Here is a 24,525-nt window from a genome sequence, read left to right as displayed (position 1 = left end):
GAACGGTCAGCGAGGTGCCTCGTGAAGATGTTCGTCGCCGGCGAATGGACCGCCGGGACCAGCCAGGAAGAAGTGCACAACCCGTTCTCGGGCGCCGCAGTCGACTCCGTTCCCGTCGCCACGGCTGCCGACGCGCAGCGCGCGCTCGACGTCGCCGTCCTCGGCGCGCGGATCCAGCGCGAAACGACCGCCTACGACCGGCAGGCGATTCTGCTGAAGGCCGCGGCGCTCGCCGACGAGCGGGTGGAACTGCTCGCCCGCACGATCAGCGCGGAGTCGGGCAAGACGCTGGCCGAAGCGACCGGCGAGGCGTCGCGAGCCGGGGAAATCCTGCGGCTCTCGGCATTCGAGGGCACCCAGCTCTACGGGGACTCGCTGCCCCTGGACGCGCACAAAGGCGCCGGACGCTCGAAGCTCGGCTTCACGCTGCGCCAGCCGTGCGGAGTGGTCGTCGCGATCACCCCGTTCAACTTCCCGCTGCTGCTCGTCCTGCACAAGATCGGCCCGGCGCTGGCCGCGGGCAATGCCGTAGTGCTGAAGCCGGCGCGAACGACGCCGCTGACCGCCCTGCGGATCGCGGAGATCCTGCTGGACGCCGGTCTCCCGCCAGAGGCGTTGTCAGTCCTGCCGGGACCCGGCGGCGAATTGGGCGACGTCCTGTGCGCGGACCCGCGAGTGCGCAAGATCAGTTTCACCGGCAGCACGGCGGTCGGGGAACACATCACGCGCGTCGCCGGGGTGAAGAAGCTGTCGCTGGAACTGGGCGCGAGCTGCCCGGTGGTCGTCCTCCCGGACGCGGACCTGGAGCTCGCCGCGACGTCGATCGCGATCGGCGGCTACGGCAATGCGGGCCAGGTGTGCATTTCGGTGCAGCGCGTCGTCACCGACCGGTCGATCGCCGGGGAATTCGTGGACGCGCTGACCGAGAAGGTCGCCGCGATCCGCGCCGGCGACCCGTTCGACGCCGCGACCACGATGGGGCCGCTGATCAGCGTCGGCGAGGCCGACCGGGTGCACGCCGCGATCCAGCAGGCCGCGGCCGACGGCGCGAAGATCGTGCACGGCGGAGAACGGGACGGCGCGCTCGTGCAGCCGGCGATCGTGACCGGCGTCGATCCGGACTCCGCGTTCAGCCAAGAAGAACTCTTCGGCCCGGCCGTGGCCGTGACGACCGCGGACACCGTCGACGACGCGTTGGCGATCGCCAACAACACCCGATACGGCCTCGGCGCGGGGATCTTCACCCGCGATGTCTCGAACGCGGTGCGCTTCGCCCGCGACGCTGAGGCCGGCAACGTGCACGTCAACTGGTCGCCGCTGTGGCGCGCCGACCTCATGCCCTACGGCGGATTCAAGGGCAGCGGGATCGGCAAGGAAGGACCGCGCGCCGCGGTCGCCGAGATGACCGAGGAGAAAACCGTGGTGCTGCACGGGTGACGCGACCCGGCAGCGCACCACCCGCTCGAACAGGAAGAGAGACGATGGGGACCGTACGTGTCACCGCGGCCCAAGCGGTCGTGCTGTACCTGGGCAACCAGTACAGCGTCAGCGACGGACAGCGCCGCCGCCTGGTGCCGGGCATGCTCGGCATCTTCGGCCACGGCAACGTGGCCGGGCTCGGGCAGGCCCTGGACGAGTATTCCGATTCGCTGACCTATTACCAAGGCCGCAACGAGCAGTCCATGGTGCACCTCGCCGTCGGCTACGCGAAGGCCATGCGGCGCACCGCAACCCTGGCTGTGACCGCGTCGATCGGCCCCGGCTCGACCAACATGGTCACCGGTGCCGCGCTGGCGACGATCAACCGGCTGCCGGTGCTGCTGTTCCCCAGCGACACCTACGCCACCCGCCGGCAAGGCGTGGTGCTGCAGCAACTGGAGACCCCCGGCGCGCCGGAGGTCACGGTCAACGACGCGTTCCGTCCGGTGTCGCGGTTCTTCGACCGGATTACCCGGCCCGAGCAACTGCTGACCGCACTGCCGGCCGCGATGCGCGTGCTGACCAACCCCGCCGAAACCGGGGCGGTAGTCATCTCGCTGCCGCAGGACGTGCAGTCGATGGCCTTCGATTTTCCCGAGGAGTTCTTCGCGGAGAAGGACTGGCCGATCCGCCGTCGCACCCCGAATCCGGACGAGGTCGCCGATGTCGCACGGCTGCTCGCCGAGGCGCGACGGCCACTGGTCATCGCCGGCGGCGGGGTGATCTACTCCGGCGCCACCGCCGAACTCGAGGCACTGGCCGGCGAATTCGGACTGCCGGTCGTGGAAACCTTCGGCGGCAAGGGCGCGGTGCAGGCCCGTGAGTGGTGGCAGCTGGGCGGACTGGGGCTGGAAGGCAACCCGGCGTCCAACACCCTGGCTGCGGAAGCGGACCTGGTCCTGCACGTCGGGACCCGGCTGACCGACTTCGCGACCGGCTCGCAGTCGCTGTTCGCGAATCCGCACGTCCGGTTCGCGTCGATCAATGTGACCGAGCAGGACGCGGTCAAGCAAGGCGCCACGGCGATCGTGGCCGACGCGAAGCTGGCCGTTCGGGCACTGGCCGACCACGCTCGCGATGCAGGTGCCGTCGCACGGCCGGAATGGGCCGAGCGCGCCCGCGCACTGGCCGCTGACTGGGCGCCGCAGCGGCAGCAAGCGTTGTCCGGTTCGCCGCGCGACCCCATGACGCAGGGGCAGCTGATCGGTGTCCTGCAAGAGGAAGCGCGTTCCGGCGACACCGTCGTCGCAGCCGCCGGAGGCCCGCCCGGCGACCTGCTGAAGGTGTGGGACGCGACTGACGGCCGGCACTGCCACCTCGAGTTCGGCTTCTCCTGCATGGGTTACGAACTCCCGGCGAGCATCGGCGTCCGGCTGGCCCATCCGGACGGCGAGGTGCTCGCGTTCATCGGGGACGGCACCTTCCTCATGCAGCCCACCGAACTGGCGACCGCGGTGCAGGAAGGCCTGAAGATCACCGTGGTGATCTCGGAGAACCACGGCTTCCAGGTGATCCGGCGGCTGCAGATGCTGGCCAGCGGCAACGACTTCGGCAACGAGTTCCGCCGCCGCGCCGGCGAACCGGGCGCGCTCGCCGGCGGCTACGTCGACCTGGACCTGGCCGCCATCGCGCGAGGCCTGGGCGCGACCGCGTTCACCGCCGCGACCCCGGACGAGGTCCGGGCCGCGTTGCGCAAGGCCCGCGACCACGCCGGCCCGGTCGTCGTCGTGGCCGAGACGGCCCCGCAGGAAAACCTGCCTCCGGGCGGGGTGTGGTGGGACGTCGCCCCGGCCGAAGTGTCCCAGGATCCGGCGGTACAAGAAAAACGGCGTGCTTACGAGTCCGCCCGAGAAGCCCAGAGGTGGTACGCATGACCCGGCACCAGTTGCTCGACGAGATGGCCGCGGGGCGACCAGTGCTGGGAACGTTCCTCAACCTCGGCTCGCCACTGGCCGCCGACGCCTGTGCGCGGGCCGGTGCCGACTGGGTGCTGATCGACCTCGAACACGGCGGCGCCGGGGAAGAAGCGCTGCTGCCTCAGGTACTGGCCGCCGAAGCCCTCGGGGCCAGCGCGCTGGTACGCGTGGAAAGCACCGACCGGATCCGCGCCGGGCGCGCCCTGGACCTCGGCGTCTGCGGCGTCATGTTCCCCCGCATCGACACCGCCGGCCAAGCCGCGGAGGCGATCGCGCACCTGCGCTACCCGCCGGAGGGCGACCGCGGCGTCGCTACCTACAACCGGGCATGCGGCTTCGGGCTCGACAACGCGGCCCTGGACCGCGCCAACGACGAAATCCTCGGCATCGTCCAGATCGAAAGCCCGGAAGCCGTCGCCAACGCGGCCGCGATCGCCGCGGTCCCCGGCGTCGACGTGTTGTTCGTCGGCCCCCGAGACCTCAGCCACGCCATGGGCATCCCCGGCCAGGTCCGGCATCCCGACTTCCTGGCCGCGATGCGGCACGTCCTCGACGCGGCGCGGGCCGCCGGAATCGCCGCGGGCACCCTCGCCGCCAGCCCTGCCGCCGCGGCCGGGTATGTCGCCGACGGCTTCGCGTTCGTCGGCGTAGGTTCGGACTCCAGCATCCTCGCCGGAGCCGCCGCAGCAGCGATCAAGACCACCGTCGAGGAAGCCCGAACGGCCAAGCGAGAAAAGGAGATCGCGTGAGCACCACCGAACTCGGGGTGGGCCTGATCAGCGTCGGCTGGATGGGCAAACTCCATTCGAGGTCCTACGACCGGGTCAATTACCACTACCCGGAGCTGGGTCTGCGCCCGCGCTTGGTCATCGCCGCCGACGTCTTGGCCGAACAACGCGACTTCGCCCGCGACGCGCTCGGCTACGCCCAGGCCACTGAGGACTGGCGGGACGTCGTCGCGCATCCCGACGTGCAAGCGATCAGCATCACCGCGCCGAACTACCTGCACCGCGAGATCGCGTCCGCGGTCGCCGCCGCCGGCAAGCACTTCTGGATCGAGAAGCCGGTCGGCCGGACCACCGACGACGCCGCCGCGGTGGCCGCGGCCGCCGACAAAGCCGGAGTGCGCACCGCGGTCGGATTCAACTACCGGCACGCGCCCTCGGTCACGCACGCACGCGATCTGATCGCCTCGGGCGCGATCGGCCGAATCACCCACGTCCGGGGCCGGTTCCTCAACGACTACGCCGCCGAGCCGGGCGGCGTGCTGTCCTGGCGCTTCCAACGCGACCGGGCCGGCCTCGGCGTGCTCGGCGACCTCATGACCCACGCGGTGGACCTGTTGCAGTACCTCCTGGGCCCGGTCACCGAAGTGTCCGCGCTCACCTCGATCGTGATCCCGGAACGACCGCTACCCGGGGACGGCCCCAGCACGCACTTCGCGGTTGTCGAAGGAGGGCCTACCGGCCCGGTCGAGAACGAGGACTACGCCGCCGGGCTGCTGCGGTTCGGCGACGGACCCGTCGGCACCGTGGAAGCCAGCCGCGTCACGGTCGGACCGCGCTGCCAGATCGGGTTCGAGATCTTCGGCACCGACGGCTCGGTCGCGTGGAACTTCGAGCGCATGAACGAGCTGGAGGTCTGCCTCGGCCGCACCGGCCCCGACCACGGGTACCGCACCGTACTGGCCGGCCCCGAGCACGGCGACTACCGCCGGTTCCAGCCCGGACCGGCGATCTCGATGAGCTACGACGACCTGAAGGTGGTCGAAGCCGCGCTGTTCCTGCGCTCGGTCGAGACCGGCGAACAGCTCGCCCCGGGCGTGGCGGACGCGCTGGCCGCCTCGCACGTGGTCGACACCATGGCCCGCTCCGCCGAGAGCGGAAGCTGGCTGAAGGTGCCCGCCACCGTCGCGACCGGAACGCCGCGATGAGCGACCAGGAGGCGCGCCGCCCGACGATCAACGACGTCGCACGCCGCGCCGGGGTCTCGAAATCGCTGGTATCGCTGGTCATGCGAGGAGCTCCCCAGGTCAGCGACGCACGGCGGGAAGCGGTGCTCGACGCGGCCCGCCAACTGGGGTACCGGCCCAACACCGTGGCCCGAAGCCTCGTCGAGGGACACACCCGCACCATCGGGGTCGTCGTGTCCGACCTGCGCAACCCCTGGTACGTCGACATCCTGGACGGGCTCCGCCGGACGCTGAAGGCCAACGGCCTGCGCGTGCTCATCGGCGGCGGGCAACTCGACCACAAGGTCGATCCCGGTGTCGCGGAAGCGTTTCTCGACCTGCGTGTCGAGGGCCTGTGCGTGATCGGGACGCTCCCGTACGACGAAGCCCTGGCCGAAGCGATGAAAACCGTTCCCTCGGTGGTGACCAGCAGCCACAGCTACGAACTGCCCTACGTCGACAGCGTGGTCAACGACGACGAGCAGGGCACCCGCATCGCGACCGAGTACCTGCTGAACCTCGGCCACAAGCGGATCGCCCACATCGGCGGCGGAACCGACGGCGTCGCCGAAGCCCGACGACGCGGGTACGAAGGCGCGATGCGCGCCCACGGACTCGCGCACTTCATCCAGGTCGAGCCGTGTGACTACGACGAGACCTCCGGCTACGCCGCCGCATCGGCGCTGCTGCGCGGGCAGAACCAGCCGACCGCGATCATCGCGCTCAACGACCTGGCCGGGGTCGGCGCGCTGTCCGCCGCCGATGACGCCGGGCTCGCGGTGCCCGCGGATCTCTCCATCATCGGCTACGACAACACGCCGCTCGCGGCGGTCAGCCACCTGTCACTGTCCTCTGTGGACCCCAGCAGCGTCGAGATCGGAGAGCTGGCGGCGATCCGGCTCCAAGCCCGCCTGCGGGGAGACGCCGGGTCCGCACCGGAAACCGGCAGCCGCGACCTCATCCGGCCGGCTCTCGTCGTGCGCAAGTCGACCGCCGCCCCGCGTGCGGACAAGGAGGTGCCCTGATGCCAGCCGTCATCGTCGCCCTCGGCCCCGTTGACGACCTGGTGGCCGAACGGCTCCGTCCCTTCGGCGAAGTCGTCATCGCCGAGTCGGACGCCGACCAGCGCGCGCTGCTGCCGGACGCGGTCGGGCTCATCGCCCGCGCCACCAGCACCGTGGACCAGGCACTGCTCGACTCGGCGCCGAACCTGCGGGTAATCGGCCGCACCGGCATCGGCGTCGACCGGGTCGACCTCGACGCGGCCAGCGCACGATCAGTGCCAGTGGTCGTCACCCCGTCCGCCGGAACCCGCGCGGTCGCCGAAGGCGCGCTCACGTTGGCCCTGCACCTGCTCAAACGGATCGGGCGCTACACCACGCTGGTCCGCGAAGGCCGCTGGACGCAGCGGAACGCGTTCACGGCGAACGACCTCGACGGAGCTGTCGTCGGGCTCGTCGGCTACGGCCGGATCGGGCGTCGCGTCGCCGAACTCGCCCGCGCGTTCGGCGCGTCGGTCCTCGTCTACGACCCTTACCTGCGGCCGGCGGACGCCGACGGCGTGACCGTCGCCGACCTCCCCCGGGTGCTGACCGGATCGGACGTGCTCAGCCTGCACGCGCCCTTGACGCCCGAAACCCGCCATCTCCTCGGCGAAGCCGAACTGAGCCAGGTGAAACCGGGGGCGATCCTCGTCAACTGCGCGCGCGGCGGCTTGCTGGATCTGGACGCCGTCCACGCCGCGCTGCTGGACGGGCGCCTCGGCGGCGTCGGCCTCGACGTCTACGACCCCGAGCCCCCGGTGGACCATCCCCTGTTCCACCACCCGGATGTCGCGTTGACCCCGCACATCATGGGGATCTCCGCGCGCGCCTGGCATCGCACCTGTGCGGACATGGCCACCGGGATGGCCGCGGTGCTCGGCGGCGGCCGCGCCGACCACGTCGCCAACCCGGAGGTGTACCGGGAGGTGCCGGCATGACCCAGCGAGCGGAGGCGATCGGCACGGAACCGGTGTCCTGCGCGTCCACTGTGGACGCCGTGGCATCCGGCGACATCCGCGAACTTCTCCATCGGTCCTTTGTGGACTCCGGTAATTCGGTTCTGCGCAAGAAACCCTTGCCGTCCTCCTGCTATCGACCTCACCCGGAGGAAGCATGCGTTACCACCCCCTCGGGAACACCGACCTGAAAGTCTCCGCGGTGTCCTTCGGCACCGCCCCGCTGGGCGACATGTTCGGCCCCGCGGACGAATCCGAAGCCCACGCCGCCGTGCACCAGGCGCTCGACGCCGGGATCACCTTCTTCGACTCCTCCCCCTACTACGGCGCCGGCCTGGCCGAACGCCGCCTCGGCGCCGCCCTGCGCGGGCACCGCGACGAGGTGGTGATCGGCACCAAAGCCGGCCGCTACGGACCCGACGAGTTCGACTTCAGCCCGGCCCGGATCCGCGCGAGCGTGCACCGCAGCCTGAAGCTGCTGCGGACCGATCACGTCGACATCCTCCAGCTGCACGACATCGAGTTCGTTGGGCTGGAAGGGATTTTCGCCGACTCCTACGCCGAGCTCGTCCGGCTGCGGGACGAAGGCAAATGCCGGTATATCGGCATGACCGGCTATCCCATGGAAACTCTCTGCCGCGCGGTGGCCGAAACCGACCTCGACGTCGTGCTGTCCTACGCGCACTACACTTTGCTCAACACCCGCCTCGCCGATACGTTGGCCCCGCTATGCCGGGAACGCGGCGTCGGACTGATCAACGCCGCAGCAGTCGCGCTCGGTCTGCTCACCCCGGCCGGCTCGCGGATCGACGTCCCCGCCGGACGGCCGATCGTCGACGCCGCCCGGCGCGCCGCGGCGGTCTGCGAGCAGCGCGGCGCGGATGTAGCGTTCCTGGCCAACCAGTTCTCCATCCAGCGCTCCGGCGCGGCGACCACCGTCGTCGGCACGACCAAACCCCAGCACCTCGACTCCGCCGTCGCCGCGGAGTCCACCCCGATCGACGAAGACCTGCTCGCCGCCGTCCTGGCCGCGACATCCGACGTGCAGAAGCTGTCCTGGCACAGCGGACTGCCCGAAAACAACGGAGGTGACACGTGCTCCGCGTAGCACTGTTCGGCAGCGGCCGCATCGGCCAAGTCCACGCCCGCTCCATCGCCGCGCACCCCGACGCGGAACTGGCCTGGATCTGCGATCCCGTCCAGCCGGCCGCCGAAGCGCTCGCCGCGCGGCACGGCGGCCGCGTGACCGCCGAACCCGACGAGGTCTTCGCCGATCCCGCCCTCGACGCGGTCGTGATCGCCTCCCCCACCCCGACGCACGTTGACCTGCTCGGCCGCGCCGCGGCCGCCGGAAAGCCTGTGCTGTGCGAGAAACCGATCGATCTCGACCTCGCGCGCATCGATCGGTGCTGGGACGACATCGCCGCGCTGCAGCCGTTCGTGATGATGGGCTTCAACCGGCGCTTCGACCCCACCTTCACCCAACTGCGGCAACGCGTCGCCGCAGGCGAGATCGGGACGTTCCGCGCACTGCGGATCACCAGCCGCGACCCGGAACCGCCGCCGACGGCGTACCTCGCGGCGTCCGGCGGGATCTTCCGCGACATGACAATCCACGACTTCGACCTCGCCCGCTTCTTCCTCGGCGAGGTGACCGAGGTCCACGCCTTCGCCTCCGACGACGGCAACCCGGTGATCGCCGAAGCACGCGACGCCCACCAGGCAATGGTGCTGCTGCGCGGGGCGAACGGCGCACTGTGCACGATCACCAACAGCCGCAGCTGCACCTTCGGCTATGACCAGCGTGTCGAAGCGTTTGGCGACAACGGAATGCTCGAAGCCGCGAACCAGTCCGCTTCCAGCGTCCGCGCCTACGGAACCCGCGGTGCCGAAACCGCCGACCCCTATCTGCGGTTCTTCGTGGAGCGGTATCGAGAGGCGTATCTCGCCGAGTTCGACGAATTCGTCCGCGCGGTCCGCGAGAACCGCCCGCCCTCCCCCGATTTCGCCGACGGCCGCGCCGCGCTGGTGCTCGCGGAAGCAGCGCTGGAGAGCGTGTCCACCGGCCGCAGCGTCACCGTCCCCGCCGGACCGCGTCCGGAGACTGAAGCCCCGCTCGCGAACGGAGCCGCACGATGATCATGAACCGCGTCGCCGGAGCCCCGATTTCCTGGGGCGTGTGCGAAGTACCGGGCTGGGGTTACCAGCTCGCCCCCGAGCAGGTGCTGCCCGAGATGAAAGACATCGGGCTCGTCGCCACCGAATTCGGGCCGGACGGATTCCTGCCCCGGGACCCGGCCGCGAAGGCCGAAACCCTGCGCGAGCTCGGGCTCTCGGCGGTCGGCGGGTTCGTCCCGGTCGTCCTGCACCAAGCCGACCACGACCCGCTCCGCGAAGTCGACCGCGAACTCGACGGATTCGTCGCGGCCGGCGCCGGCACCATCGTCCTCGCCGCGGTCAGCGGCCTCGACGGGTACGACACCCGCCCGGAACTCGACGAACGCGCGTGGCAGACCCTGTTCGCCAATCTCGACCGCGTCGCCGACCGTGCCCGCGAACGGGGCGTCGCCGCGGCACTGCACCCGCACGTCGGCACCATGGTGGAGAACCGAGAGGAGGTCGACCGCGTCCTCGCCGGTTCCACGGTCCCGCTCTGCCTGGACACCGGGCACCTGCTGATCGGCGGGACCGACCCGGTCGAGCTCGCCAAAGCCGTCCCGGAGCGCATCTCGCACACCCACCTCAAGGACGTCGACCTCAGCGTCGCCGACCGCGTCAAAGCCGGCGAGATCGCCTACACCGACGGCGTCCGGAACGGCCTCTACCGCCCGCTCGGCGCCGGCGACATCGACATCGCCGCCATCGTCGACGTCCTGGAATCCCACGGCTACCAGGGCTGGTACACGATGGAACAGGACACCATCCTGACCGGGAAACCCGAGGGCGAAGGTCCGGCCGCGGACGTCCGGGCGTCCGTCGCGTACCTGCGGAGCCTGGACCGGTGACCCCCGAACTGCTGGCCACGTGCTGGACCTCCGCCGGCGACGTGATGCCGTTGCGCACCGGCGACCGCAGCCCGATCGGCATCGAACGGCGGGTCGCCGCCGTCGCCTCGGCCGGATACTCCGGAATGGGACTCAACCACGCCGATCTCGTCGCCGCCCGCGACGAGATCGGCCTCCCCCGGCTCGCCGAACTGCTATCCGCGCACGGACTGCACCACGTCGAACTGGAACTCATCGACTACTGGTGGGAGACCGGGCCGCGGCGCGAGACCTCCGACCGGGTCCGCGCGGACCTGCTCGACGCGGCCCGGGTCCTGGACATCGACCAGATCAAGGTCGCGGCCGGATCCGCCGGGGACACCTACGATCCCGGCACCCTGCGCGAGTCCTTCGCGGCATTGGCCGACGACGCCCGCGCCGCCGGAACCCGGATCGCGCTCGAACCCTGCGCCTTCTCCAGCATGCCGTCGCTGGAACCCGCTGTAGCACTGGTGACCGACGTCGACCATCCGCAGGCCGGGCTGTTGCTCGACATCTGGCACATCTTCCGCAGCGGCATGGATTACGCGACCATGGCCGACCTCGTCCCGGCGGACAAGCTTTTCGCAGTCGAACTCAACGACGGCGCCCGTGAGCAGGTCGGCACCGGACTCGAAGACACCTTCGACAACCGGATGCTGTGCGGGCAGGGCGACTTCGACGTCGCCGGGTTCATCGACGCCGTGCGCCGCATCGGCTACCCCGGACCGTGGGGCGTGGAAATCATGTCGCACCACCACCGCGCACTCGACCCGGAAACTGCGCTCTCCCAAGCATTCCAGACCGCCGCAGACTGCCTGATCGCCACCCGCGCACAGGCCGGGAGGACCTCATGACCGCCCTCAGGATCGGAATCCTCGGCGCGGCCCGCATCGCCGGAAAGGCCATCGCCGCGCCAGCCGCCGCGACCGGGCACCGGCTGGTCGCCGTCGCCGCCCGCGACCGGGACCGCGCGGAACGGTTCGCCGCCGACCACAACGTCGAACGCGTACTGGACAGCTACGCCGACGTGCTCGCCGACCCCGAGGTCGACGTGGTCTACAACCCGCTGCCCAACGCCTGGCACGGGCCGTGGAACCTCGCCGCCGTCCAGGCAGGCAAGCATGTACTGTCCGAAAAACCCTTCGCCAGCAACGCCGAGGAGGCCGCAGCCGTGCGCGCCGCCGCAACCGGAGCCGGCGTCCGGGTGATGGAGGGATTCCACTACCTCTACCACCCGGTCACCCGGCGGCTGCACGAGCTGCTCGAAACCGGAGCGCTGGGCGAACTTCGCGCGGTCGAGGCGGACATGTTCATGCCCGCACCGGACGACACCGACCCGCGCTGGTCCCTGGAACTGGGCGGAGGAGCGGTCATGGACCTCGGGTGCTACAGCCTTCACGCCCACCGAGCCCTCGCACCGTGGGCAGGCGGCCCGCCCGCGCTGGTCGGCGCACGGGCCGGAGAACGCGCCGGACGTCCCGGAGTCGACGAGTGGCTCGACGCCGACCTCGAATTCCCCAACGGCGCGACCGGCCGGGCCCGCTGCCACATGGCCGCCCCCGCCTGGAAATTCACCTGCCGCATCGTCGGCACCCGCGGGGAAGCCGTCGCCGCGAACTTCGTCCAACCCCATCTGGACGACCGCGTGACCATCACCGATGCCGCCGGGTGCCGCGTCGAACACGTCGGGCTCCGGTCGTCCTACACGTACCAGCTCGAAGCCTTCGCCGCGCACCTGAGGGAAGACGCCCCGCTCAAAAACGGCCTCGACGACGCGGTCGACACGATGCAGCTCATCGACGACTGCTACCGCGCAGCCGGACTGGCTCCCCGCCCCCGCCAGGCGCCAATCCGGCTCGGCTCACCAGCGACGACGTGAACGTCATTCCTGACTGACGGTTGGTGGCTGCCGGGTTCGTCGCCGGCGGCCACCGGTTACCCGCTGGCCGGCGGTAACGCCGTTGAGAACCCCAGCCACGGCATCGCCAAGCAGTTCCGAACCGGGCCCTCGCGCAAGCCGACTGATCCAGCAGCGCCTGAGCTGGCCGTCGCACAGGGGTCAGTTCAATTCACCTGGAAGATGGGAAGCCACGATAGGTCTCTAGATCATCAAGTTGCTGTCGACGAGCCCGGCCGATGCCCTCGACTGCGTCCGCACCCACTGCAATGCGGATAGGTGGTTTTTCCAGACCGGCCAAGGCAAGCACGGCCTGCGCTATCTGATCTGGTTCGGACGGCGGTCGGTAGCTCGCACCGGTATGCGCGAGCGCGGCCGCGACATGGTCGTAGTCCGCCAGAGCCGACGCTGGCCGTTGCCGTTCCGCCCAGCGTTGCCGAAACCCGGTCGCGGTGGCACCCGGTTCGACGATCGTCACATGGATTCCCAGCGGCGAGAGCTCGGCGGCCAACGACACGGACAATCCTTCTAACGCATGTTTGCTGGAGGTGTAGGCGCTCATGCCTGCGGCACCGATTTGCCCGGCAAGCGAGCTGATCTGGAGAATGTGACCAGCTCGAGCGGCGCGCAGGTGGGGCAGGACGGCGCGCACGACGTTCGCGGCACCGAAGAAGTTCACCTCGAACTGGCGGCGCAACGCGGCATCCGGCAGCTCTTCGAAGGCGCCGGGTTCGGCATAGCCAGCGTTGTTGACGACGATGTCTACGCGGCCGAATGCGTCGACCACCTCGTCCACTACCTGTCGGATCTGGTCCGCATCGGCGACATCGGCCACCCACGAGCGAGTGTTCGGTTCCGCGGTATCGAGCTGCGCTCGACTGATCGCCGCGACGCGGTCGCCCGCCGACAAGGCCGAGCGCACAAATGCGGAACCGAGCCCGCCTGACGCGCCAGTAATCAACCACACTCGTTCGCGCTTCGTCATTTTCACAGCGCGAGCCTACCACTAAGCGGAGAGCAATTCTCCGGTTATTCGGATATATGCTGCCGCGTCATGACGACTGAACGACGCCGTCCGCTGCGGACGGATGCCCTGCGCAGCGCGGAAAGCCTGTCCGCGGCGGCCAAAGCGGCCGTCGCGGACAAAGGGATCGACGTTTCGACCAACGAGATCGTGAAACGGGCAGGCGTCGGGCCCGCCACGTTCTACCGGCGTTTCCCGTCGCGGAAGGTATTGCTCGAGACCATCCAACTGGAAGGACTCGACCGTTTAGAAGAACAGGCCCGAGCCGCGCTCGATCGCGCTGAGACCGGTAAAGTATTCGTCGATTTGCTAGTCGCGCTCGCTTCGGCACAGGCGGCTGACAAAGTATTGTCAGTAGACATTGGCAGAGCACAGTGAGTCGGTCGCAGTGAACAAGGCCCGCTCCCGGTTGCGAAGTCTCATCAAGAAGGTCACCGAACGGGCACCGACCACCGGGGACATTCGGTACGACCTGTCCTGGCGAGACGTTCCATTTTGGCGAGCGCAGCGTCGAGCATGCCCACTACTTGCCTGAACCTGCGCGCCGGAGACGTCCAGCGCGACCGCATCGTGGCGATCATCCTCGACGGAATCCGCTCCCGCGACGCGGCCGCACTGTCCGGCAAGCCACCAGCATAACCTGTGTCTTCTAAGCAGCGGATTCGTTCGCGGACCGCGTACGCGATCGCACCCCGCACCGACTGACGTACCCGCAAGAACAACGCTTGTGGCTCACGCTTGGAGACCACGGCCCGCAGTTTCAGGGAGCTTCGTGGTGGTGAACAACGACAACAGCGCCGCGGCGGCGATCACGAACGCTGGCGATCTGGTGCTGCCGGTGTGTTCGATCAACCAAGCCGACAGGTAAGGCGCGCTACCGCCGAACAGCGCGAGCGGGACGTTGATCCCCAGAGCTGCACCCGTGTACCGGAACCGAGTGGGCAGCAGTTCGGTGACCACCGCGAATGCTGGGCAGGCATAGGCGCAGTTCAGCGTGAACAGGATCACCGCGCCGAGCAGTGCCAATCCGTAGCTGCCCGTACCCATCAGCATCAGCACCGGATACACCAGCACCAACCACCCCGCGGCGGCAGACCGGAGCAACGGTTTCCGCCCCCACCGATCGCTCAACCGGCCGAACAGCGGCAATGTACTGATCCCGATCGCCACCATAATAGCGGTGGCCCAGTACGCGCTCTTGGCCGAAAATCCGAGAAACTGCGAAAAATAAATATAGAGGAAGGTGACACAAAAATAGCCCGACATCACCTGCAGTGTGACCAGACCCCAAATCCTGAACAGTGCCGGGTAGCCTTCCGACAGGGTTCGCATGATCGGTGATCTAGCGACGCGGCCCTCGCTCTGGATCGCGCGGAACTCAGGAGTGTCCTCAAGTCTCATACGGATAAAAAGCCCGACTGCGGCCATCGGGAGCGCGATCAGCAGCGGAATACGCCAACCCCAGGACAGAAACTGCTTCTGGCTGACGGACGACGTTACGACCGCGACCACCACAGCAGCCAGCGCCGCCGACCCGTGTGAACCGATCTGAGTGAACGACGTGAGAAACGCGCGTTTGCGCGCCGGTACCGACTCGGCGATATAAGTCAGCGCACCGCCCAACTCGCCGCCGGCCGCCGCGCCCTGGACAAGCCGCAGGAGTACGACGGCAATTGTCGCACCGATTCCGACGCTGGCGTAAGTGGGCAAGATACCCATCACGGTTGTGGCCGTCCCCATCAACAGAATGGTGATCGACAGGACGTTGCGACGGCCGAGCCGATCCCCGAGGTGCCCGAAAATCAGCCCGCCGATCGGCCGAATGAAGAACGCGATGGCGAACACGGCCAGCGCCGAGAGGGTCGCGGCCGCAGTGTCTCCGCCGGGGAAGAACAAACGGCCGATCGTGACGGCCAGGTAGCCGTACACCGTGAAGTCGTAGAACTCGATCAGCGTCCCGGCACAGGCGGCCAGAATAACCTTGGGGTGCACCTTCTGGTCGACCTGGTACAGGCGGATCTTGGCGACTTCATTCATGTGAGGGCCCTTCTGTCAGGCCGGGAAACGGTGTCACAGCCAGTTTTCGGCTCGTGGGGACCGCGTCCGGGAACTGCAATCAACGTGATGTCGGACCTGGCGTCGGGAAGCGTGCAGGCCGCCACGACGTCCCGAAGTTGACGTACGTGCGAGCACTCGTGGACATATGACTCCGCCGAGGAACATCAGATGGCCCATTGCGGGGGATGCATCTCAACGCTCCAGTCCGAGCAGCTCGCCGGCTGCGCCGCGCAAGTCGAACCGCGACCGGTCAAGACCGGTCTCCGGCCGCATCCGCTCCGTCGAGACGAGTGGTCCGGCTGCTGAACAACCAGTTCCCGTCGATCTTGACCAGCTCGTCTTCAGACCTGCCGACCATGACGATCGAACTCTCGCCGCTCGGCGACGTCGAGGTCATGAGCAGATACGACTGCACACTCGCGGTGTCTCCGTTGACCTCGCACTCGATGTTGGTCACGAAATGTCGCAGATTGGGCATTTTCGCGATCAGCGCACGTGCGTGCTCGGCAAACTTGTCGAGATCGGCGTGCGCCCGGAAATCCTCGTACGCACCATGAAAAACGCCGTCCGGGGCAAAGCACGAAGCCCAGCCCTCGAAATCCTCTTCGTCGGTCAACCGGTTGTATCGATGAATGAGCTGTTCGATGGCGATCTTGTCGACAAGGGCGTCATTGCCCATAGCGCTCTCCTCAAGATGGTGCGATTCTCCATCGCCGCACGAGGGTTGACTAGATAGTTTCTGGCCTCAACCGTCGCCCTGACAGGGACGGCGGATGTTTCCGCTCCTTCGAAACGTTGCAGCTCAAACCAACTCGGAGACCGGCACGAACGGTGCGATCTCGACCGTTTCGGCTCGCTTGAGCACATCGCCCACGATGAGCCGCTGCACATGCTCGCTGTCCCGGTGAGCGTCCCTTGCCGCCCGGTCCCGGTAGACCTCATACACGACGAACCGCCGGGGATCGCGGGCAGAACGGGCAAGATCGTATCTGAGCACTCCCGCCTCCGCCCGAGAAGGCGCCACGCATTCGCTGAGCAGACGCCCCACCGCGTCCTCGTCCCCCGTTTTCGCGACGATGGTCGCTACTTGAACATAAGCGCTGGACTCATTCACACGAGCCTCCGTTCATTCTCGCGACAGGGCTCCGGGACCGGCATCGTCGAACCGCGGGCAGGCGGTCCAGACATCGCGATCTCTCGCCGCTGCCCCGAAGGTCCCGTCTAAGAACACACCGGAACAACTTATAATGATCGTTCGGTTATGTCAATCGGTTCGGCGAGTCACCGCGCGCCCGGGATGAGCAAGAGTTTGCCAATAGTCGCCTGTGACTCGATGTCGCGATGCGCACGGACGGCACCATCCAGCGGATAGCGCGCGCCGATCACAACGTCGAGCGTCCCGTCAGCGATAAGCGACAGCACCTTCGACGCACGGGCGCGACCCTCCGCGGGTGTCTCGCTCGGATTGTCTCCCCGGCTGCGCATCAACCGCACACCGTCCGGTTGCTCCCAGAGGTCGAGCGGGGGTGCTGCGCCGCCTGCCTGCCCGAACATCACATACGTTCCCCCGCGCGCAGTCGACGCGATGCTAGCGAGGCAGCTGTCCGCACCGGTGCCGTCGAACACGACGTCGGCACCGCGGCCCTCGGTGCGTGCGCGCACCTCGGCAGCCAGGTCCAGGCCCCCACCCCGCACCAGGACCTCCTCCGCACCTGCAGACTTCGCTGTCGGTACCTTTTCGGCTCGCGAGACGGTTCCGATCACCCGTCCTCCACTGCCGGTGATGAGCTGCGTCAGCATTCGCCCAACACCGCTGGCAGCCGAGTGCACCAAGGCAGTCTCGCCGGGGGCGACCTTGATCGCGTCCTGACACAGGTGGTGTGCGGTGAGCGCCTGCATCAGCCCGGCGGCTGCCTGCTCCAGCGGCAGGTTGCCAGGAACCGGAAGCGCACGCTTGGCATCCATCAGCACCTGATCGGCGTAGCTGCCCATCACCCGCTCCCATACGACGCGGTCGCCCACGCGCGGACACTCAACGCCCTCCCCCACGGCGGCCACCACACCGGCGCCATCCACGCCGAGCGCAAACGGCGGAGGGATGACCATGAACAGCCCGCGACGCAGGTACGTGTCCATGAAATTGACCCCCGCCGCGTGCACATCGACGAGCACCTGCCCCGGCCCCGGCGAGACCTCCGGCTGATCCCGGATCTCGAGCACATCCGGCTCACCGTGAGCGGTGGCAACGACAACACGCATCCTGGCTTCCCTTTCTCGTTTTCGGACACGAGACACGCCAACGCTCGACGAAAGGCCGCGAGGCGGACTCCGACTCGATCGTCTCGCGGCCGGTCGCCCGCCTGCTTCAGGTCCCGAGCATGCTCGACCTGCGCTGCACTCTGTCCACGCAGCGTGCGGGTGCTCACATCGATCGCTGGTCAGCCCGCGGCAGAGCCTCGCCTCCGCTAAACCGAGTATCGAATCTGAAACCGTACGACTGCTCTAAGTTTAGGCCACCATCGATAGCCGCACAACCAGCCTGAGGTACCGACGAAGCCTCACGACCACAACGCGGACACGTATAGCCTCCGCGGGCCGGCCTGCATAAAGGCGACCGCTGCAGTACGACCCCGATCGTAAGAGGTCCCCGTTGACCCCGAACCGCATACGAGGTCGCTAACGCCTACAGCGACCTCATCATCGACAAAGCACGACGCGACCGCACCCGCCCCGCGGCGGGCCACCGCAACCGATCTTCCCAAGCAGTACACCCGTTGACCGGAGCTTCGTCATCTTCCTAGCGCACGGCGGAGCCGGCATCGACCCTGAGCTGGGTGCCCGTGACGTACCGCCCACGGTCCGAAGCCAGGTACAGCACGGCCTCGCTCACGTCCGATGCCTCGATCCACGGTACCGGCAAGGAGTTCAATGAACGCAGCGGTCCCGCGACCTCTTCTGGCGGGCTCACCGGGTCGACAGCCGCTGTCAACCCCGGGGCGAACAGGCGATAGGTGACCTCGTTCTGCAGCATCGGGGTGTTCACTGCTGTCGGGTGCACTGTGTTAACCCTGATGCGGTGTGGCGCGAGCTCGACGGCGAGAGACTGCATCAGTCCGACCACGCCGGCTTTAGCGGCAGAATAGTGCGCCAGGTGCGCGACGCCGACATGAGCCGCACTCGAACTGGTCAGCACCATCGCGCCACCGCGCCCGCCGTCGACCAGATGCCGGGTCGACGCCTGGCAGAGGTTCCAGACTCCCGTGAGGTTGGTGGCGATCATGTCCTGCCACATGTCAACGCTCACCTCGGAGACGACGGCGTAGGACACGATGCCCGCGTTTGCGACGACGATGTCGAGCCTGCCCAGCTCCTGCACGCCACGGTCCACGGCGGCGGTCACCGAGGCGTGGTCGCGGACATCCGCCTCGATCGCGACGACTCGCCTGCCGAGCCTCTCGATCCGTGCCGTCGTTTCCGCCAAATCCGCACCGGTTGCCAATGGATACGGGACCGAGGCGATATCCGAACAGAGGTCCAGCGCGACGATGTCGGCACCTTCTTCGGCAAGCCGGATCGCATGACTGCGTCCCTGTCCGCGCGCGGCACCGCTGACCACCGCGACCTTGTCCTTGAGCAAGTCCACCAGACTCTCCTCCATCGCTCGGCTGCCCTTAATGGACGCGCATCGATTTGATGTTCTGGGATGTTCCCTACCTTTTGAGGATGTCGTTGCCGAGCCGGACGAGCGGTTCCACAGAGGAACCGACCGATTCAAAGCCCGGGCCGACGGTCTTGCCCTGGCTGTAGCGACAAAAGATCCCCTCAAGGATCACCGCTAGCTTGAAGAACGCGAACCCGACGTACCAGTTCAGCGCCGACGTGTCGCGTTTACTCGACAGGGCGTAGCGCGCGACCACGTCATTCGCGCACGGGTAGCCAGGGGCGGCGCTGACGTCGGGGACGACCTCGAGGCCGAGCCTTCCCGCTTCGGCGTACGCGATCATCAGCGCGACGTCAGTCAAGGGGTCGCCAAGGGTGGCCATCTCCCAGTCTAGAACCGCGACGACGCGGTCATTCTCGTCGACAAGTACGTTGTCCAGCCGGTAGTCGCCGTGCACGAGCGTCGGCGCGCCCGAAACAGGCAGCGCCGCGGCCAGATCGTCGTGAAGGAGATCAATGCCTTCGAGGTCACGGCTGCGTGAGGAGTCGAGCTGCTTCTTCCACCGTCGCACCTGTCGCTCCAGGTATCCCTCTGGCCGGCCAAAGTCGGCCAGTCCCACTGCTTCCGGGTCAACCGCGTGCAGTGCGCCCAGTGTGTCGACCAACTCGTTTCCAATGTGGACGGTGCGAGGCACACCCAATGCGGTGAGCTCATCCGCTGCACGAAAGGACCTGCCCTCGACGAACGCCATCACGTAGAACGGCGCACCGGTCACCTCGATGTCCTCGCATAGAGCGATCGTCGAGGGCACCGGTACCGGCGTGCCTCGGAGCGCAGTGAGCACCCGGTGCTCGCGCGCCATGTCGTGCGCGGTAGGCAACACGTGGCCGAGCGGCGGACGGCGCACGACCCATCTGGACACACCGTCGCCGACGACGTAAGTCAGATTGGACCGGCCACCTTCCACCACCTCGCCAGTCAGGTCTCCCGTGACCAAGCCCGGTAGCCGTTCGTCCAGGTAGGTGCGCAGCCGGCCTAAATCCAGCCCGGGTAAGTCTTGCTTGCTCATTCGGCATCTCCTCAAGCAGCGGGGTCCATGAGCCGCCGCCGGACCCATTCCACGTCGGCGACCGCGAGCTGCGGCAGGGTTGGCGGTCTGGGCGGATTCACTCACGCGCAACGGGCAAATTCACTTGGCGAGCAAACCGCCTTCGACGGGCACAGCGGCTCCGGTGATACCGGATGCCTGGGACGACGCCAGAAACCCGACGGTGTCGGCCACCTCCCGCAAATTCAGGGGGCGGCCGAGCGGAATCAGGGCCTTGATCGCAGCGTCGAAGTCGCCGAGCGCCTCGCGAACCTCGGTGCCGGTCCCCGCCATCGGATGTTCGAGCGGACCCGGAACCACGGCGTTGACCCGGACCGATCGGGGTGCCAAAGCGACGGCGTAGTAGCGGGTCAGCGCTTCGATACCGGCCTTCGACGCCCCGTAGGCGATGCCGTCCGACGACCAGCCACGCGAACCGCCCACACTGCTCACGGTGACGATTGCGCCATGGTCCCGGATCCGGGACGCCGCCGCCCGGCAGACGCGCGCAGTGCCGGCCAGGTTGATGTCGAGCGTCGTCACAAGGTCCTCTTCACTCATCGTCTCAGGCGGGGTTTTGAACACGACCCCATGACAGGTAACGACCGCGCGGAGCGGGCCGAGCCCGCATGCCGCCTCGACCGCCGCGTCGACGGATTTCCGTTCGCGGACATCGATCGGGCGGTAGCTGACGGGACCGTCATCACGGACTTCGGCGCTGCGGCTCACCGCGAGTACGCGATAGCCGTCTTCCACCAAGCGTTGCACGACGGCGGCACCGACGCCTCCGGTGCCGCCGGTGACCAACGCGACGGCCCCGGGATCCTGTTTTGCGATCATCGCGATTCCTCCGCATGCCGTCGGCAGTTGGTTGTTTCGTTACGCAGTCTGGAAATCACTAGCGTCTAGAAAGTTCGTTCGAAGTATTTGATCTCAAGAATCGTCAGTGTGCGGCGCACTATAAGCACATTCCGGCCGCTACGGAAACGACTTGGCTCAATCGTATTTCGATCTCACCGCGGTGAGCGAGGACCGATCCGCCAGCAAGCGTTCAGATGGCCATGAACAGGATCTCGTCGTCGGAGTACTCCCGGCCGGGATGCGACGCCGCGAGATGTGCTCTGACTCGAGTGATCAGCGCACTGCTGTCCGAGGCTTGGATGTATTCGCCGCAGGGACACCGCAGACTGCGCGGCACCAGCCGCTCCTCTTGTCCGGAGCCGGCGGGGCCAACGTCACCCTCAGACATCTCTCTGCCTCCTTGAATTTTCCTGGAAGTGATACCGCGCCGAACCAACTCGAAAACCACTCTTCGGTGGCGATACCGGCTCAAGCATGGGCAAGATCGACATTTCTGGTCTCGCGGAGCGTCAGGGAACATCCGGCACTGACTGCGCACAGCACCGCGAGCATGACGGACACCGCAGTAATCCCCGGTCCCCCTGGACGCGCGAACACCGTGGCGAGCAACGGCGTGAGGCCGCCGCTAACAGCGGAAGTGACTTGGTAGGCGACCGAGACCGCCGTGTAACGGTACCTGGTCGGGAACAGTTCCGGCAGAATCGCTGACAGCAGTCCAATGCTGGCAGCGTGCAGGACCGAGACGCTCACGACGAAAGCAAGAATGATCACGGGCGTCCGCCGCGTCTCGAACAACGGGAATACGACGAAGGAGTTGCAGATCATCAGCGTGATCGCGACAACGAAGATCGGTTTTCGCCCAATGCGGTCGGAAAGTGCGGCAAACAACGGAATCCCGAGGGCCAGCCCCGCAGAGGAGATCATCAGCGCGTCGATCATGACCCCACGGTGGATGCCGAGTTTCTCGGTGCCGTATGAGATCGAGAAGGTAGTGAGGACAGCATACGCCCCGAAGGGGCCAAGCCCGAGACCAATTGCGATCAGCAGGGAACCGGGCCGATCACGCACCGCGTCCCACAGCGGAGCCTTGGCCGGCTGCGGTGTCGCCGCGGTACGAGCGCTTTCCAGAACGGGACTTTCCTCCACCTTGAAACGCAGGTAAAGCCCCACGCCAAGCATCACGACAGTGGCCAGGAAGGGAATTCGCCAACCCCAAGCGAGAAAAGCGCGATCATCGAGCCCTTCGAGCAGATTGAACGCCCCGAACGAGACAAGCAGCGCTAGAGCCCCGCCTGACTGGGTGAGGCTGCCCATCAGACCGCGCTGCCCCGCCTTAGCATGCTCGACGTTCATGACCACGGAGCCGCCCCACTCGCCGCCGACCGCCAGTCCTTGGATGACCCGCAGCACCACCAACAGAATCGGTGCCCAAATGCCGATCTGCGCGTACCCGGGCAATGCTCCGATGAGCAAGGTCGCACCCGCCATCGCGATGAGCGTGATCAGCAACGCGGTCTTCCGGCCCACCCGGTCACCGACATGACCGAACAGAATGCCGCCGAGCGGTCGAGCGAAGTATCCGACAGCGAGCGTGGCAAAAGAACTCAAGGTTCCCGCGACCGGGTTCGACGCAGGAAAGAACACTTTGCCGAAGACGAGGCTCGCGGCGGTCGAGTAGATCGCAAAATCGTAGTACTCGACAACGTTGCCCAGCATGCTCGAGACAAGGACCCGCCGGCGTTGCACCCGGCGCCGCGCTTCCTGCTCGACAACCTCGGCCGTTCGGTCGGACGCTTCCTCGACCGGAGGAACCCGCTCCATCATCGCTTTGCCGCACCTTTCCCGTTCCGCGTTCCGGGCCTTGCCTGGCGCACCGGGATCCCGCGGAACGATTCCCGGCGTTCGAACTTCCCAATCGAGACCCTCAGGTAGAACCCTGCCCGCAGCCGCCAGGGCCGCGCGCGCCAACGGCATCAGCCGTCGGGCAGGGGACCGAACGAATCGCGACGTTCCGGATTCGATCCCCGGCGACACACCGAAAGCGCCTCGCTGCCGCCGAAGCACGCCGGCCTCTCGCTCTGGCACGTCCGAGCAGTTTGACAATACCGAGCGACCGTTCTAACTTCAAGCTCTAGACTTCGCGATGGGAGAGTTGCCATGACCTCGTTGACACCGGAGCAGATGCTCGCACACTTCAACGTGCATGCCGAGGCGGAGTTCCGCGGCGACATCGATACGACGATGGACACTGTCGCCGACGATCCGGTTTTCGAGTGGCCGTGCATGGACCTGCAAGTGGTCGGACGGGACGCGGTACGCGAGGTGTACCTGCGCATGTTCAAGGGCGTCATCCCGAAGATGCTCAACGGCGGGCGGCGGATGTTCGGCTTCGGGGAGAACACCCTGTGGGGTGAGTCGATCTTCGGCATCGAGGAGGATGACGGAGTCATCCGGAAGCACTCGATCCTGACTGTGGCGAAGTTCGAAACAGACCCGGTCAAGATCAAAGGCGAGTACTCCTACGGTTCACCGGGGTTCGTGCGGCTGGTCCGAAAGGCGCTCGGCGAGGACCTCATGGACATCCCCGGAGTGGGTCCGCTCGACCGCGAGAACACTCCGCTCATCTCGGTTTCCTACATCGGCAGTTGACGGGTAAGCCTCGCGCATCTTGAAGGGCGGCCGCCGGAATCCATCCGGTGGCCGCCCTTCGCATGAACACTCTCAGGCCAGGCCGATGTCGGCACGTCAACCGCCTGCCGTGCGCCCGGTCTTGCCCAGCAGCCGGGTAAATGGACGTCTGGTCCGTCTCTGCCGCCTCCAGCAACCATCCCAGATCTCGCACGCGTCCAAGACAGCCAGCTGACCTCTTGACAAGGTCCCATAGACGTCGCTTCCCCGACGCTCACAGCCAGGGCAGCCCGCCTCGCACCCGCGCGCGACGCGCGGCCTTTGCGGCCGCTCTTTGCCAATCTGGAATGCCACTGTCAAGAAGACTGGCAGATACCTCGACTGATCTTGCCGGGACCGACGGTGAGTGACTATTCGAGGAAAACAATGCACCTTGACGCCGCCCCGGCTCCCGCCTTCCACTGAGGCAGCGAAAACTAGCGAGAGCCGGACAGCCGCAGCGTCCGGCGGACCACCAAGCCCCAGCAGGCAACCGAAAGAAGCAAACCAGCGCGCACGACGATGGGCATCCGCGGCCAATGCCGCGGATGCCCATCGTCGCAGTTACTGCTGGTCGGAACGGCCGGGGTTCAGTCCGTAGAAGTCCAGCGCGTTCGCGCCCATGATGCGCTCACGCAGCCGCGGCGGAAGGTGGCCGAGCACCCAGTCGGGCTCGTCGGTGTCGTGGTGCGGGTAATCCGACGAGAACATGAACAGCTGATCGATGCCGGTGAACTCGATGATGTCCACCAGATCGCGAGCGGGAGTGGGATTCTCCAATGGCTGCGTCGTGAAGCGGACGCGCTCAGCGACCACTTCCGAGGGCTTGCGCCGTAGCCACGGGTACGCCTCGCGGAACTCCCGCCAATGCCGGTCCATCTTCCACAGAAGCGGGGTCG

Annotated in this window: 25 protein-coding genes; 14 read left to right on the top strand and 11 right to left on the bottom strand. The window is 67.3% G+C overall.

All coding sequences use genetic code 11. From position 1 onward, the window contains the following. Positions 1-27: 27 nt before the first annotated feature. The 11 genes from H5411_RS37875 (at position 28) to H5411_RS37825 (ending at position 12,250) form a co-directional block, all read left to right on the top strand. Positions 28-1,437 carry an aldehyde dehydrogenase family protein gene (locus tag H5411_RS37875; RefSeq protein WP_183126569.1) on the top strand — a complete coding sequence of 470 codons (1,410 nt, stop codon included), beginning with the start codon at positions 28-30 and terminating at the stop codon, positions 1,435-1,437. Between the two features lie 44 nt (positions 1,438-1,481). Beyond that, positions 1,482-3,353, top strand: a complete 1,872-nt coding sequence (gene iolD / locus H5411_RS37870) for a 3D-(3,5/4)-trihydroxycyclohexane-1,2-dione acylhydrolase (decyclizing) (RefSeq protein WP_183126556.1) — start codon at positions 1,482-1,484, stop codon at positions 3,351-3,353. After that, positions 3,350-4,144, top strand: coding sequence for an HpcH/HpaI aldolase family protein (locus H5411_RS37865; protein ID WP_183126555.1), 795 nt, complete (start codon positions 3,350-3,352; stop codon positions 4,142-4,144). The genes iolD and H5411_RS37865 overlap by 4 nt, the downstream gene beginning before the upstream one ends. After that, entirely contained in the window at positions 4,141-5,328 is a 1,188-nt protein-coding gene (locus H5411_RS37860; protein WP_220818031.1) for a Gfo/Idh/MocA family protein, read from the top strand. The genes H5411_RS37865 and H5411_RS37860 overlap by 4 nt, the downstream gene beginning before the upstream one ends. Continuing rightward, positions 5,325-6,371, top strand: a complete 1,047-nt coding sequence (locus H5411_RS37855; RefSeq protein WP_183126554.1) for a LacI family DNA-binding transcriptional regulator — start codon at positions 5,325-5,327, stop codon at positions 6,369-6,371. Before H5411_RS37860 ends, H5411_RS37855 begins: the two co-directional genes overlap by 4 nt. Further along, positions 6,371-7,327: a hydroxyacid dehydrogenase gene (locus H5411_RS37850; protein ID WP_183126553.1), complete on the top strand. Its 957-nt coding sequence runs from the start codon at positions 6,371-6,373 to the stop codon at positions 7,325-7,327. The genes H5411_RS37855 and H5411_RS37850 overlap by 1 nt, the downstream gene beginning before the upstream one ends. A 175-nt stretch (positions 7,328-7,502) precedes the next feature. Further along, complete coding sequence (locus H5411_RS37845; RefSeq protein ID WP_183126552.1) at positions 7,503-8,453, top strand: aldo/keto reductase; 951 nt, start codon at positions 7,503-7,505, stop codon at positions 8,451-8,453. After that, positions 8,441-9,484, top strand: coding sequence for an inositol 2-dehydrogenase (gene iolG / locus H5411_RS37840; protein WP_183126551.1), 1,044 nt, complete (start codon positions 8,441-8,443; stop codon positions 9,482-9,484). The genes H5411_RS37845 and iolG overlap by 13 nt, the downstream gene beginning before the upstream one ends. Further along, entirely contained in the window at positions 9,481-10,350 is an 870-nt protein-coding gene (locus tag H5411_RS37835) for a sugar phosphate isomerase/epimerase family protein (RefSeq protein WP_183126550.1), read from the top strand. The genes iolG and H5411_RS37835 overlap by 4 nt, the downstream gene beginning before the upstream one ends. Next, positions 10,347-11,225 carry a sugar phosphate isomerase/epimerase family protein gene (locus H5411_RS49115; protein WP_183126549.1) on the top strand — a complete coding sequence of 293 codons (879 nt, stop codon included), beginning with the start codon at positions 10,347-10,349 and terminating at the stop codon, positions 11,223-11,225. Before H5411_RS37835 ends, H5411_RS49115 begins: the two co-directional genes overlap by 4 nt. Beyond that, positions 11,222-12,250 (top strand): Gfo/Idh/MocA family protein, encoded by a 1,029-nt coding sequence (locus H5411_RS37825; protein WP_183126548.1) that lies wholly within the window; start codon positions 11,222-11,224, stop codon positions 12,248-12,250. Before H5411_RS49115 ends, H5411_RS37825 begins: the two co-directional genes overlap by 4 nt. A gap of 190 nt (positions 12,251-12,440) precedes the next feature. Here H5411_RS37825 and H5411_RS37820 read toward each other — a convergent pair whose 3' ends face one another. Next, a complete protein-coding gene (locus H5411_RS37820) occupies positions 12,441-13,253 on the bottom strand; it encodes an SDR family oxidoreductase (RefSeq protein ID WP_183126567.1) in 813 nt (270 codons plus the stop codon). A 69-nt stretch (positions 13,254-13,322) separates the two neighbouring features. Between H5411_RS37820 and H5411_RS37815 the strand changes: the two genes are divergently transcribed. Together H5411_RS37815 and H5411_RS48650 are read left to right on the top strand one after the other, a co-directional pair. Next, a complete protein-coding gene (locus H5411_RS37815; RefSeq protein WP_183126547.1) occupies positions 13,323-13,670 on the top strand; it encodes a TetR/AcrR family transcriptional regulator in 348 nt (115 codons plus the stop codon). 138 nt (positions 13,671-13,808) lie between these two features. Then, positions 13,809-13,931, top strand: a complete 123-nt coding sequence (locus H5411_RS48650) for a hypothetical protein (protein ID WP_281377533.1) — start codon at positions 13,809-13,811, stop codon at positions 13,929-13,931. Between the two features lie 93 nt (positions 13,932-14,024). Here the strand turns inward: H5411_RS48650 and H5411_RS37810 are convergent, their stop codons facing one another. The 9 genes from H5411_RS37810 to H5411_RS37770 all read right to left on the bottom strand — a co-directional run bounded on the left by H5411_RS37810 (position 14,025) and on the right by H5411_RS37770 (position 22,783). Beyond that, the gene (locus tag H5411_RS37810; protein WP_183126546.1) at positions 14,025-15,329 is read right to left on the bottom strand and encodes an MFS transporter; all 1,305 of its coding nucleotides are present in this window, start codon (positions 15,327-15,329) and stop codon (positions 14,025-14,027) included. 271 nt (positions 15,330-15,600) lie between these two features. After that, positions 15,601-16,029 (bottom strand): nuclear transport factor 2 family protein, encoded by a 429-nt coding sequence (locus H5411_RS37805; RefSeq protein WP_183126545.1) that lies wholly within the window; start codon positions 16,027-16,029, stop codon positions 15,601-15,603. 123 nt (positions 16,030-16,152) lie between these two features. Then, positions 16,153-16,464, bottom strand: coding sequence for a putative quinol monooxygenase (locus H5411_RS37800; RefSeq protein ID WP_183126544.1), 312 nt, complete (start codon positions 16,462-16,464; stop codon positions 16,153-16,155). Between the two features lie 167 nt (positions 16,465-16,631). Next, entirely contained in the window at positions 16,632-17,609 is a 978-nt protein-coding gene (locus H5411_RS37795) for a quinone oxidoreductase family protein (RefSeq protein ID WP_183126543.1), read from the bottom strand. Positions 17,610-18,147: 538 nt separating this feature from the next. Continuing rightward, entirely contained in the window at positions 18,148-18,993 is an 846-nt protein-coding gene (locus tag H5411_RS37790) for a mycofactocin-coupled SDR family oxidoreductase (RefSeq protein ID WP_312878691.1), read from the bottom strand. Between the two features lie 67 nt (positions 18,994-19,060). Further along, positions 19,061-20,080: a phosphotransferase family protein gene (locus H5411_RS37785; protein ID WP_183126541.1), complete on the bottom strand. Its 1,020-nt coding sequence runs from the start codon at positions 20,078-20,080 to the stop codon at positions 19,061-19,063. Positions 20,081-20,200: 120 nt separating this feature from the next. Further along, positions 20,201-20,938, bottom strand: a complete 738-nt coding sequence (locus H5411_RS37780; protein WP_183126540.1) for an SDR family NAD(P)-dependent oxidoreductase — start codon at positions 20,936-20,938, stop codon at positions 20,201-20,203. A 211-nt stretch (positions 20,939-21,149) separates the two neighbouring features. Further along, positions 21,150-21,347 (bottom strand): hypothetical protein, encoded by a 198-nt coding sequence (locus H5411_RS37775; RefSeq protein WP_220818030.1) that lies wholly within the window; start codon positions 21,345-21,347, stop codon positions 21,150-21,152. A gap of 80 nt (positions 21,348-21,427) precedes the next feature. After that, positions 21,428-22,783, bottom strand: coding sequence for an MFS transporter (locus tag H5411_RS37770; protein WP_183126539.1), 1,356 nt, complete (start codon positions 22,781-22,783; stop codon positions 21,428-21,430). A 333-nt stretch (positions 22,784-23,116) separates the two neighbouring features. On the opposite strand from H5411_RS37770, the gene H5411_RS37765 reads away from it, so the two are divergent. Continuing rightward, positions 23,117-23,608, top strand: coding sequence for a nuclear transport factor 2 family protein (locus H5411_RS37765; protein WP_183126538.1), 492 nt, complete (start codon positions 23,117-23,119; stop codon positions 23,606-23,608). 582 nt (positions 23,609-24,190) lie between these two features. On the opposite strand, the gene H5411_RS37760 is transcribed toward H5411_RS37765, so the two are convergent. Next, a partial coding sequence (locus H5411_RS37760; protein ID WP_220818029.1) for an amidohydrolase family protein occupies positions 24,191-24,525 on the bottom strand: 335 nt, incomplete at its 5' end.

Origin of the sequence: Amycolatopsis echigonensis (genome assembly GCF_014174495.1) — a bacterium.
GTDB lineage: Bacteria > Actinomycetota > Actinomycetes > Mycobacteriales > Pseudonocardiaceae > Amycolatopsis > Amycolatopsis echigonensis.
This window is presented reverse-complemented; position numbering and strand designations above follow the sequence as displayed.